The 12,142-nt window shown below is 26.6% G+C and carries 13 protein-coding genes; 10 read left to right on the top strand and 3 right to left on the bottom strand.

Going from position 1 to position 12,142, the window contains the following annotated elements; genetic code table 11:
• Nucleotides 1-4: 4 nt before the first annotated feature.
• From idsA to BZ132_RS04125, 8 genes are all read left to right on the top strand, one after another.
• Nucleotides 5-988 (top strand): short chain isoprenyl diphosphate synthase IdsA, encoded by a 984-nt coding sequence (gene idsA / locus BZ132_RS04160; RefSeq protein ID WP_011406442.1) that lies wholly within the window; start codon nt 5-7, stop codon nt 986-988.
• 92 nt (nt 989-1,080) lie between these two features.
• A complete protein-coding gene (locus BZ132_RS04155; protein ID WP_286940567.1) occupies nt 1,081-1,758 on the top strand; it encodes a hypothetical protein in 678 nt (225 codons plus the stop codon).
• Between the two features lie 112 nt (nt 1,759-1,870).
• Nucleotides 1,871-2,377: a ferritin gene (locus BZ132_RS04150; RefSeq protein ID WP_011406440.1), complete on the top strand. Its 507-nt coding sequence runs from the start codon at nt 1,871-1,873 to the stop codon at nt 2,375-2,377.
• Between the two features lie 493 nt (nt 2,378-2,870).
• Nucleotides 2,871-4,508, top strand: coding sequence for an ABC transporter substrate-binding protein (locus tag BZ132_RS04145; protein WP_112149551.1), 1,638 nt, complete (start codon nt 2,871-2,873; stop codon nt 4,506-4,508).
• Between the two features lie 225 nt (nt 4,509-4,733).
• On the top strand, nt 4,734-5,720 hold the full coding sequence (locus BZ132_RS04140) for an ABC transporter permease (RefSeq protein WP_048059865.1): 987 nt from the start codon (nt 4,734-4,736) through the stop codon (nt 5,718-5,720).
• A complete protein-coding gene (locus BZ132_RS04135) occupies nt 5,713-6,561 on the top strand; it encodes an ABC transporter permease (protein ID WP_286940565.1) in 849 nt (282 codons plus the stop codon). Before BZ132_RS04140 ends, BZ132_RS04135 begins: the two co-directional genes overlap by 8 nt.
• Nucleotides 6,562-6,576: 15 nt before the next feature.
• Nucleotides 6,577-7,515 carry an ABC transporter ATP-binding protein gene (locus BZ132_RS04130; protein WP_286940563.1) on the top strand — a complete coding sequence of 313 codons (939 nt, stop codon included), beginning with the start codon at nt 6,577-6,579 and terminating at the stop codon, nt 7,513-7,515.
• Nucleotides 7,516-7,518: 3 nt separating this feature from the next.
• Nucleotides 7,519-8,127 carry an ABC transporter ATP-binding protein gene (locus BZ132_RS04125; RefSeq protein ID WP_011406435.1) on the top strand — a complete coding sequence of 203 codons (609 nt, stop codon included), beginning with the start codon at nt 7,519-7,521 and terminating at the stop codon, nt 8,125-8,127.
• 132 nt (nt 8,128-8,259) lie between these two features.
• Here BZ132_RS04125 and BZ132_RS04120 read toward each other — a convergent pair whose 3' ends face one another.
• The 3 genes from BZ132_RS04120 to BZ132_RS04110 form a co-directional block, all read right to left on the bottom strand.
• Nucleotides 8,260-9,081: a GNAT family N-acetyltransferase gene (locus BZ132_RS04120; protein ID WP_286940561.1), complete on the bottom strand. Its 822-nt coding sequence runs from the start codon at nt 9,079-9,081 to the stop codon at nt 8,260-8,262.
• A 114-nt stretch (nt 9,082-9,195) separates the two neighbouring features.
• The gene (locus tag BZ132_RS04115) at nt 9,196-9,927 is read right to left on the bottom strand and encodes a S9 family peptidase (RefSeq protein ID WP_181454845.1); all 732 of its coding nucleotides are present in this window, start codon (nt 9,925-9,927) and stop codon (nt 9,196-9,198) included.
• Between the two features lie 78 nt (nt 9,928-10,005).
• Complete coding sequence (locus BZ132_RS04110) at nt 10,006-10,536, bottom strand: flavodoxin family protein (protein ID WP_011406432.1); 531 nt, start codon at nt 10,534-10,536, stop codon at nt 10,006-10,008.
• Nucleotides 10,537-10,720: 184 nt separating this feature from the next.
• Here BZ132_RS04110 and BZ132_RS04105 point away from each other — a divergent pair, with 184 nt between their 5' ends.
• Entirely contained in the window at nt 10,721-11,125 is a 405-nt protein-coding gene (locus tag BZ132_RS04105; RefSeq protein ID WP_011406431.1) for a flavodoxin domain-containing protein, read from the top strand.
• A gap of 397 nt (nt 11,126-11,522) precedes the next feature.
• Nucleotides 11,523-11,978, top strand: coding sequence for a hypothetical protein (locus BZ132_RS04100; protein WP_286940559.1), 456 nt, complete (start codon nt 11,523-11,525; stop codon nt 11,976-11,978).
• Nucleotides 11,979-12,142: the final 164 nt, after the last annotated feature.

The raw sequence follows: 12,142 nt of genomic DNA, 5'->3' as shown, positions 1-12,142 counted from the left end.
TATAATGGATGTAATGGAAATATTAAAAGCATATGCAGAAGAAATAGATGTAGTAATTGATGATTCATTAAGTAAATTAGAACCTGAAAGCTTATATGAATCTTCTGAATATTTAATTAAAGCTGGAGGAAAAAAATTCAGACCAGCACTAACACTCCTCAGTTGTCAAGCTGTAGGTGGAAAACCAGAAAAAGCTCTAAAAGCAGCAGCAGCCATAGAATTAACACATACATTTAGTCTTATACATGATGATATCATGGATAATGATGATACTAGAAGGGGAAAACCAGCAGTACATAAAGTATGGGGTGAACCATTAGCAATACTTGCAGGAGATTCATTATTTGCAAAATCATTTGAATTACTCTCACAATCAGCAGAAGATAATATTGCATATGAAAGAGTAGTTGATGCACTACAAGTACTTACAAATTCATGTATAAATATTTGTGAAGGACAAGCACTAGATATGGCATTTGAAGATACATTTAATGTAACAAAAGATGAATACATGAATATGATTTATAAAAAAACAGGAGACTTAATAACAGCTTCCACAACAATAGGTGCAATAATGGGTGGAGCATCTTCAAATGAAATACAAGCATTAAGAACTTATGGAAAACAAATAGGTCTTGCATTCCAAATTCAAGATGATTACATAGATCTTACTGGTGATGAATCAATAGGAAAACCTGTTGGTAGTGACTTAGTAGAGGGTAAAAAAACACTCATGGTTGTTTATGCACTTGAAAAAGCAAATAAAGAAGATCATGATAGATTAGTAGAATTACTTGAAGCAAATGATGAAAGTATCATTCCAGAAGCAATGGAAATACTAGAAAAATATGGTGCAATTAATTATGCAAGAAGTAAAGCATATGATTGTGTAATAGAATCAAAACAAGCACTTTCCATACTACCTGATTCTGATGCAAAAGATGCATTATTTAAATTAGCAGATTTTGTATTTACAAGAAAATCCTAATTAAATTAAATAATCACCTCCTACATATTTCTTCTTTTTTTTAAACTGTAAATTATTTTAAAACTCCTTAATAAATATATGACTAGATACATATGAAATCATATAAAAAAATTCTTATTATAATTCTAGTACTACTCATAGTAGGATTCATATTATCTACATTTAATGGTACTACTACTAAAATAGCATCAGATGATGTGGGGTATGTGTCAAAAACCACTTATTTAAATCCCGCATCAAATATAACTATTGTAGTAATAACAGGAATACATCCAAGGGAAACACTAGCAATTGAGCCTGAAAAAGAAGCTTGTCAAAAAATAGCCTCAGATTTACATGTGAATGTGATAAATTATGATGTTAAGGTTACAAAGGATGCAAATGACTATAAAAATAGTAGACATAATGGTGAATATCTAGTATCAAAATATGTTGTACCAGATATTAATAAAACAGATGCAAATGTGGTAATAATTAGTCATTCCCATATTGAGGGATATGGAGAGGGATTTTATGTTGCAACACCAGAAATGGATGAAGCTTCAGTAACTCTTGCCCAAAAAATACGTGATGGAAACATAGATTTTAATTATTTTCCAAAAACAGGAAATGAAACATATAACAGTACATCAGCAGTACTAGTATCAAAACCATTAGCACAGTCAGGATATCCAACACTTGTATATGAAATACCAGAGAATATAACAAAAGATGATTCAACAAATAAAACATACACTTTAATGAAAAAAATAGTGGATATATTAGGGTAAAGCTTACCTATAGTACTTATTTGTGTGTTTTGAATTTTCATATTATAGGGTAATCTATTTAAAAGACTAAATTATATATAAAAATTGTAAAATATTTATGGAGAAAAATAAAATGTTAGATAAAAAAATGGAAAAAGCTCTAAATGATCAATTAAATGCTGAAATGGCTTCAGGATACTTATATTTATCCATGGCAACATATTTTGAAGATAAGGACTTACCAGGATTTGGTAATGCTCTACGTGTACATGCTCAAGAAGAACTTGATCATGCAATGAAATTCTATGATTATATCCTACGTAAAGGAGGAAGTGTAGTATTACAAGCAATAGATACTCCAAAAAGAGAATGGAAAAATACTGTTGAAGTATATGAAGAAATATTAGAACATGAAGAACTTGTAACATCACTTATACATGATCTTGTAGATTTAAGTATAAAAATCAAAGACCATGCAACAAATCAATTCTTATTATGGTTTGTAGAAGAACAAGTAGAGGAAGAAGAACTGGCACATGAAGACTTAAGAAAAGTTAAAATGGCACTTGAATCACCACAATTACTATACTTATTAGATAAAGAGTATGGACAATTAACTAACCAAACAGAAGAAGAATAATTATTTCTTCTTTTATTTATTTTTGAGAATATGGAATGTGTCTGTTTTTAGTGTTTTTTAAAAAGATTTTATTGTTAATTATGTTTATAATTATTAAATATTTAGTGATGTTTTTGTATAAAATAAACACAAGTATTATTATAAAAAACTATTTTTAACAATATTAAAAAAATAAAAAGAGTATAGTTCTAAATTAGTATAACCTTAAATCAAGGGACTAAAAGCTTTTATAGATAATCTAGATTTTAAATCAACTACTTTTTTTTTGAAAGAAATTTTTTTGTATTACTTTTTTTTGATAGTAGCTGTATGTACGTATTACTTTTATTAAAAATAGTAACATTTAAATATTATTGTAATATTAAATCATTACTAATTATTACAAGTTATAAAAAAAGTATTACTTTTTTCTTGTACAATAAGCTAATAGTAATACACAATACAAACTTCTAATAATTAAACATGGAAAAAAATAAAAAAGAAGATGAAAAAAATGGAAAATAAATATATAATTACAATTATAGCTGTAATTATCATTATAAGTGCAATAATGGTAGTTATTACAAACAATAACTCTCAAAATCGTCCTAATGATGAATTGGTTGTATGTATAGCAGCACATGGTGGTGAACCTGAAAGTGGATTTAATCCAATGACAGGTTGGGGTAAACGTGATGATCCATTAATACAAAGTACATTATTTAAATATGATTCTAATGCTACTTTGATTAATGATTTAGCAACAAGTTATAATATATCTGATGATTTAAAAACATATACTGTTAATATTCGTGAAGGAATAAAATTTACAGATGAAAGTCCATTAACAGCTGAAGATGTAGTATTTACATATAATAAAGCAAAAGAATCTGGAGAAACAACAAACTTAGAAAGTTTAGATAATGCTCAAAAAGTTAATGATACAACAATACAATTTACATTAAACAGACCAGATTCAACATTTATTAATAAATTAGCACATGTGGGTATTGTACCCTCTGATTCATATAATAATATAACATATGGTGAAAATCCTATAGGTTCTGGACCCTATAAATTAAAACAATGGGATAAAGGTCAACAAGTAATATTCGAAAGAAATGAGGATTATTATGGAAAAAAACCATACTATCGAAAAATAACCAATGTATATTTAGATGCTGAAACAGCATTTGTTGCTGCAAAAAATGGTGAAATAGATGTTGTAGAAGTACCTGTTACTTATTTAAACAGTACAATAGAGGGTATGCATACACAAATAATGCATTCTATAGATGGACGATATCTTTCATTACCAGTAATGAATAATACAGAAGAAAAAACTGTAGATGGTAAATCATATATAGGAAATGACATAACATCAGACTCTGCAATTAGAGAAGCATTAATGATTGGTATTAACCGTACAAATATATCACAAGGAGCATATAATGGCCTTGCAGATCCTTTATATGATGTGGTTTCATCATCATTACCATGGTCACTAAATAGTAGCTTATCTGATGGTGATATAACTCAAGCAAAAGAAATTTTAGCTAGTAATGGTTGGGTAGATAGTGATGGAGATGGAATTGTTGAAAAAGATGGTAAAAAAGCTTCTTTTAATTTAAATTATGGATCAAATGATCAAGATGATCAAATAATAGCACTTTCTGTATCACAACAAGCAAAAGATTTTGGTATAGAAATAATACCACAATCAAAACAATGGAGTGAAATAAGAAACATCAAATCCTCAGAACCTTTTGTATTTTCTGGTGGAGATTTAGATCCTTACATGTTATATCAATATTATAGTTCTAGTTTAGCTGGAAAAGGATGGAATAATGTACCTGGTTATAATAATCCACAAGTAGATAAATTAATGGAAAATGCCATGAATATTGAATTAAATAGTTCTTATGATAGTTGGAAGGAAGTAGATAAACTTGCTAAAAAGGACAATCCATACATACCTCTTGCAACAAAACCTTTCCTATTATTTGTCAGTGATAGAGTAGATATATCTCCAAATACTCAGAAGATTTATCCTCATGGTGGTGATTTCTTAGGTAATATTTATGATTGGAAACATAATGAAAATAATACAACTGTTTCAAATGAAACTACTTCTAATAATACAACAAGCTAATTTAGAAAAAAGTGAGGATTTTATTCAATAGTTATATTGAATAAATAATATTTTTTTTAAATAAAAAAAAGGATGTGACGAATATGAGAAATAATTTTTTTCAAATTTTTTTCTGGAATTCAAATACATATTTTGATGAGAAAAAATAATACTTCTTTTGAAAAATTTTTTTCATTAAAGTCCATAAAACATGAAAATATAAAATTCATAAAAGAAGGTGATCTTATTAAAAATTATAAATTAATTCATTTTTTTACTTTTAAAATGTTACGACTCACAATTCTTCTTATTGTAATTGCCCTTATTAGTTTTCTTATGATCCATTTTTCTCCAATTGATCCAGTATCATCTTATTTGGAGGGAATTGCAGTTTCTCCTGAAAAAATGATTATCTTACAAAGATATTGGGGAGTTAATTTGACATTAAATGAGAGAATTATTAATTGGATTACTAGTTTGCTTCAATTTGATTTAGGTATATCATTAATTTATAGACGTCCCGTAATTGATGTTATAAGAGAAAAATTCACAGCATCACTGATATTAATGACAGTTTCCTGGTTAATATCAGGTATTGTAGGTTTTATATTAGGAATTATTGCTGGTGCTAAAAGAGGCAGTTTAACTGATAAACTTATTAAAACATATTGTTATATTTTACAATCATCACCTAGTTTCTGGATAGCATTAATTTTAATGATTATCTTTTCAGTTTATCTTAAATTGTTTCCTTTTGGTTTAGCTGTACCTGTAGGTGTAATAGCTAATGAAGTAACAATATGGGAATGGTTATATAGACTTATATTACCTACTATAACTTTAAGTATAATTGGTATTGCATCTATTGCATTATATACTAGGGATAGAATAATTAATATAGAAAATAGTGATTATTTTCTTTTTGCAAAAGCCAGAGGAGAGAGTCGAAGATATATTATTCTGAAACATGGAATAAGAAATGTATTATTACCTGCATTAACTTTACAATTTCTCTCATTTAATGAATTATTTGGTGGAACAATTTTAATAGAACAAGTATTTTCATATCCAGGTATAGGACAGGCAACTGTTGCTGCAGGTCTTAAATCAGATGTGTCTTTATTATTAGGAATTGTTTTAATAAGTACAATATTTGTATTTGTAGGTAATATGCTTGCAGATATATCCTATAAATATGTGGATGTCCGTATGAGAGATGATAATAATGATTAATTGGAATAAATATGATATTTTTAAATCATTTAATTTAAGACAAAAAACTATATTAATAATTGTATTAACAGTATTTTTACTATTAGTTATAGCTTTAAGTAGCTATATGATAAAATCTAATGATATAACAACTAACTTTTTAGTACGACAACAAGCACCATCATTAGAACATATTTTTGGAACTGACTGGTTAGGTAGAGATATGTTTAATAGAACAATGAAAGGTTTAGGATTAAGTTTATATATTGGAACCATATCTTCTATATTATCTAGTATTATTGCAATATTCATATCATTTATTTCAAGTATTAATAAATACTGTGATATTCTAGTTTCCTGGATTATTGATTTATTTGCATCAATACCTCATTTATTATTGTTAATTATGATTTCAATATGTCTGGGTAAAGGTGCTTATGGTGTTATAATAGGTGTAGCAGTTACTCATTGGATTAGTTTAGCTAGAGTATTAAGAGTAGAAATAAAAGAAATACAAAATACTGAATATGTTAAATTATCATATAAGTATGGTAGAAATAAGTATTTTATAGCAAGATATCATATTTTACCTTTAGTATTTTCTCAGATTATTGTAGGAACATTATTAATATTTCCACATGCAATTATGCATGAGGCAAGTATAACATTTTTAGGTTTTGGTTTATCAGCACATGAACCAGCAATTGGAATTATACTTTCAGAATCAATGAAATACTTAGTAACTGGTGCATGGTGGTTAGCATTCTTCCCAGGGTTATGTTTACTTATAATAGTATTATTATTTGATTTGATAGGTGAAGAAATATCAAAATTATTAGATCCTACAAAGGCAAATACTTAAGAAGTGGTGATAATATTGAGTGAATTATTAAAAGTTTCAAATTTATCAATTTCTTTTTCACGTTATATTCAAGGATTAAGAAAGAGTACTATAAAAACTATAAATGATTTATCATTATCTGTAAATAGTGGAGAAATAGTTGCAATTCTAGGTTCAAGTGGTTCTGGAAAAAGTTTACTAGCCCATGCAATTCTTGGAATATTGTCTGAAAATGCTATATGTGAAGGAGTTATAAAATATAAAGGAAATATCATAGAACAAAAAGATAAAGAAAAACTAAGAGGTGATGAAATTTGTCTTATACCTCAATCAGTTAATTTTCTAGATCCTTTAATGAAAATATCTAATCAAGTAATAGGTGAGGTTAAAGATAAAGAAGATGAAAAAAGAAAAAGAATTAATCAAAGGAAAATATTTGAAAAATATGGTTTAGATAAGTCTGTAGATTCAATGTATCCTTTTCAATTATCTGGTGGTATGGTGCGTAAAGTATTATTATCCACAGCATTATTATCTAATCCTGATTTAATTGTTGCTGATGAACCTACTCCTGGATTAGATACAAAGGATGTTGAAGAAACTATAGAAAATATTAGAAAGATGAAAGAAGATAATAAGGGTGTATTGTTAATTACTCATGAAATTGATGTTGCCTTAAAAACAGCTGATAGAATAGCAATATTTTATTCAGGTTATGTTATTGAAATTAATGATACAAAGAATTTCCTTTCTCCATCTACTTTGTTACATCCTTATACTAAATCTTTAATTAAGGCTCTTCCTAGAAATGGTTTCATATTAACTAAAGGCATACAACCTTTAGAAGATGTTAAAGGTTGTGTTTATTATGAGAATTGTCCATGTAAGATGAATATTTGTAAAAATATAAAGCCTATATTAATTAAGTACAATAATGCTAAGATTAGATGTCATTTATATAATAGGGAGGTTTAATATATGATTCTTAAAGCTGAAAATATTACCTTTGGTTATAATAATAGAAATATTCTTAATAATATTTCTTTATCTTTACCTGAAAATAAGATAATAGGATTGTTTGGGGATAGTGGTTGTGGAAAGACAACATTATGTAAAATTATATCAGGTTATATTAGTAGTTATGAAGGTAATGTTACAATAGATGATAAAACAATTGAAGATAAGGGTGTTTATCCTGTTCAATTAATATTTCAACATCCTGAAAAGACTATGAATCCTAGATGGTATATGAATGATATTTTAAAGGAATCATGGAATCCTTCAAAAGAATTAAAAGATAATTTTGGTTTAAAAGAAAATTGGATGAGACGTTGGCCTAATGAGTTATCTGGTGGCGAATTACAACGTTTTTCTATTATTAGAGCTTTGAATCCTAAAACTAAATTTATTATAGCTGATGAGATTTCAACAATGCTAGATAGTGTTACACAGGTACAAATTTGGCATTATTTAATTAAGGAGTGTAGAAAACGTCGTATTGGCTTGTTAGTTGTAAGTCATGATATAGAGTTGCTTGATTGTGTTTGTGATGATGTTTTATTTTTTAATGATTTAAATCATAAATAATTTCTTTTTACTCAAAATTATACTCTTTTTATTATTTTATTAAAAATAGTTTTTTTAATAATAATGTTTTATAATTATTAAAAGGAAGGTGTATATGTTTCCTTTTTTTAAAAAAAATAGATGTGGAAGAATCTATAATATTGTTAACCAGTTTTGAATAATTTCATCCTGACTATCAATAATCTCACGTACTTTTTTAAAGTAGGTTTCATCTTGTATCATAGATTCATTTTCTCGTTTTTCTATACAATTGAATTTTTCATTATCAACTCTAAGAGGTAGACTCATTGTATTATAATTATTTAAATCATCATCTTCAGTAACATCTTCAGTATACATGTTTTCAATATCACTAGATGCTAGTCCAACAACAGCACATAAATCTAGGTCATATACTAATGATAATTTACTATAACCTTTTTTATCTGTCATATCAAATTCTTCTCTTACAACTTTACTATTTGCATCACTAAGTGAAACCATTGGAATAATAAATGGAATTCTTGATATAACAAATCGATTATTAAATACTCTTGCAAGTTTATGTTTAATAAGTACATCAACAATAGCTCTACTTGGATATTCAATTAATATACTTGACTCAAATAATGATGCAGCTTCATCAATTTCTTCTACAAGTAAATCTTTTCCACGATAATCTGGAAGAATATAAATATACTGCATTACAAGTGAGCTTTCATTTATATTACTTGGCCGGTATGTTGCAAATCCAACAACCTCATTTTCATATATAATTTCTTTAAAAAAGAAGCATGAATCATCTGGTACAATATAGAAATTTTCTTTATTTATTGCCCTATAGATATAGATGTAATTTTCTTTTAATAATTCACTTATAGGTAGTGTAAGTATATTTTCATTTTCATCAGTTTTATATTTGTATATTTTACCTAAACCATCTGGTCTTTTAACTTTCTTATTAGGATTTACCATATATTTACCTCCATATCTTTCTTAATAATAAATAATATAAATATTATGGAAAATATTATCCTCTACATATTATATTTCTTATAATAAGTTAATAATTCTTTAGAAAGATAGAGTTTATTTTAATATAACTTCACTCATCTTTTTTACAACAACATCCTTTGTTTTATCACTAAATCTATGTTCCTCATTATCAAATACAATTAACTTGCAATTATCATATGCTTTACATGCCTCATATGAATATGATATAGGTACACGAGAATCCATTTTTCCATGAAATATATAAACACATTTATTATAATCTGTTATATCATTATATAAATTAACATTTTTAGCACACTTAATATAGGTGTCCTTTGTATGTTCTGGCATTAAATTTAAAACATTTTTTTCTCTTTTAGTAGTCTCTCTAACATCATCACATATAACATATGCTGGAGCAAATAAAAACAATGCCCTAATTTCAGATACTCTTTTTGCTCCAACAAGACTACTTACAAATCCACCCTGACTATGTCCTGCAAGATAAATTCTATCATTATCAATAGATTTTAGTGATTTTATAAAATCAATTACACTCATTAAATCTCTAACTTCACTATTAAGAGTCATGTCACTTATTTTACCACTACTTAAACAACCATATCCTCCACCTCTAAAGTCAAATATAAAACTTGCAATATTATATTTTAATAATTTTTCAGCATAAGGTTTCATGTATGTATGATTTAAGGATAATCCATGTGATAAAATAACAATAGGAAATGTACATGTTATATTATCTGGAAGATATAAAAAACCATAAATTTCACCACAAGACATTTTAAATTTAATTTTCTCTATCAAAAAAAGTTTCCTCCTAACAAACATAAATATTTAATATAAAATAACACAAATAAAAAAAATAAAAAAAGAGAAGAGAGATTATAATTTTGAAGCAATACTTTTTACTTCATCAATATATTTAGCTAATTCTTCTTTATCTCCTTTGGATGAAGTACCCATAGCAGTAACATTACCAATAACTTCCATACCCATATATCCAAAAGGCATTACTTTAAATGAATCAATATAATCACCAAATACATTTTCAGGTTGAGCTTGTGTAAAGATAGTTACAACTTTTTTACCTTCAAGTGATTTATTTTCATTTCTAGAAATTTGGTAGAATCTATCAACAAATGCTTTAGCCTGAGCAGACATTTGACCATAATATATAGGTGTTGCAAATACTAAAACATCAGCATCTAACAATGATTTAATAATATCATTACCATCATCATCAATAACACAATCACCATTTTCACAAGCCATACATGCATTACATCCAAATAACTTTTTATGATTTAAAAAGATATATTCTGTATCTGCATCAGCAGCATCTAAAAATTCTTTTACTAAAACATCACAATTACCATCTTTTCTAGGACTTCCTACAACTCCTAATACTTTCATAACTATTATCCTCCTTATTATATTAATACATAAATCAGTATTGTATTATTATATTTGTATTTATAATATAATAAAACCATACATGAAAATTCATAAATAAATAAAAACATAAATACAATCACTAAGTTTAAATTTAATTTCCAACACTTACAAACTTAAAAATATAATAATATGAGATATTACTATGAATATAGAAATAAGATATTATACAAAATCAGGACACACACAAAAATTAGCAAAGGCAATAGCAGAAGAACTGAATATAACTGCAAAAACAATAGATAAACCACTGGAGAAAGATGTGGATATACTATTTTTAGGAAGTAGTATATATGGAAACAGTATAGATCCAGCAATTACAAAGTTTTTCAACAACATTAATGTAAATATAGGACTAATAGTTAACTTTAGCACAGCAGGAAGTATAGAATCAACATATGAACAAGTAAAAGAATTGGCACAACTATATAATATACCAATAAGTTCTAAGGAATTTCATTGTCCAGGAGAATTTGTTGGAATGAACACGGGACGACCAAACAACAATGACATAGAAAACATAAAAAAATTCACACACAACTTTATATAACTATTTAAAATAAATTTTTTTTTATATGGAGAATGTATGTAACAATTATTAATACTTTGTTAATTATATATTTTTGTTAGTTAAGTTATACAAAACTTTCCTATTCATGTTATTTCTCCATCTAATTCTTTGTGACTTATTCTTACCCACTTATCTTCATATGTTATCCATAGTTTTGTTGCATTAAGTTTATGTTTTTGCTTTGTATTTAATTATTTGAATTCTTTATGTAGTTTCTTGATGGATTATACTCAAATAATAAAGTATCTATATATATATGTAAAGATACAATTTACCTCTTCTTAAATACTTACTACTTTTAAATAAAGATTACCTTTATTATTATCTAATGTTTCACCCTGAAGTATTTGGAGATGATGGGACTTTTAATAAATTCATGCAGTTATACCTTCTGCATCATACATTCAGAAATGAAACAATACAATCATACCATAATGGAAGAAGTCCAACCTTTGACTATAACCTTAACAATAAAATCTATGATAACATTGAACACAAATATGATAAAATACGCAGAAACAAAAACATAAAACACACAATAGACATTACAATAAATCTAAATAATCAAGAAGAAGAAACAAGACAAGATGCACGTGTAAAATATAAACAAATCTATGATAGAATAAGACAAAGAATACATAAACAATTTCCATCTCTTCCATCTGAAAAGAATCCACAATTACCAAATCCAACACCTTCCTCTAATAATAATCCAACTCAATCACATGATAAACCATCAAAAGATAAATATCCACAATTATCACCAAGATTACCTGATAATCCTTTCAAACCAGAAAATCCAGTAACAAATAATGGCAGGACAAAACTTTGAAGTAGAAAACACGAGAAACGAAAGGAATACTGAAGTAATAATAAAATTAATATAAATAAAACGATATAATAGTTAATAACAAACTAAGGTTAAGGTGATGAAATATGGTAAAAGACTTATGGCCTTATCCTAATGAAAAGTATCTTCATGAAATTGAAGATGAA

This window comes from Methanosphaera sp. DEW79, assembly GCF_003266085.1.
Lineage (GTDB): Archaea > Methanobacteriota > Methanobacteria > Methanobacteriales > Methanobacteriaceae > Methanosphaera > Methanosphaera stadtmanae.
The sequence above is the reverse complement of the archived record's forward strand: the minus strand, read 5'-3'. Positions and strand labels throughout refer to the sequence as shown.

Coding starts and splice junctions, on each gene's coding strand:
- idsA (WP_011406442.1), top strand. CDS start 5: ATGGATGTAATGGAAATATTAAAAGCATATGCAGAAGAAATAGATGTA.
- BZ132_RS04155 (WP_286940567.1), top strand. CDS start 1,081: ATGAAATCATATAAAAAAATTCTTATTATAATTCTAGTACTACTCATA.
- BZ132_RS04150 (WP_011406440.1), top strand. CDS start 1,871: ATGTTAGATAAAAAAATGGAAAAAGCTCTAAATGATCAATTAAATGCT.
- BZ132_RS04145 (WP_112149551.1), top strand. CDS start 2,871: ATGGAAAATAAATATATAATTACAATTATAGCTGTAATTATCATTATA.
- BZ132_RS04135 (WP_286940565.1), top strand. CDS start 5,713: ATGATTAATTGGAATAAATATGATATTTTTAAATCATTTAATTTAAGA.
- BZ132_RS04125 (WP_011406435.1), top strand. CDS start 7,519: ATGATTCTTAAAGCTGAAAATATTACCTTTGGTTATAATAATAGAAAT.
- BZ132_RS04120 (WP_286940561.1), bottom strand. CDS start 9,081: ATGGTAAATCCTAATAAGAAAGTTAAAAGACCAGATGGTTTAGGTAAA.
- BZ132_RS04110 (WP_011406432.1), bottom strand. CDS start 10,536: ATGAAAGTATTAGGAGTTGTAGGAAGTCCTAGAAAAGATGGTAATTGT.
- BZ132_RS04105 (WP_011406431.1), top strand. CDS start 10,721: ATGAATATAGAAATAAGATATTATACAAAATCAGGACACACACAAAAA.
- BZ132_RS04100 (WP_286940559.1), top strand. CDS start 11,523: ATGCAGTTATACCTTCTGCATCATACATTCAGAAATGAAACAATACAA.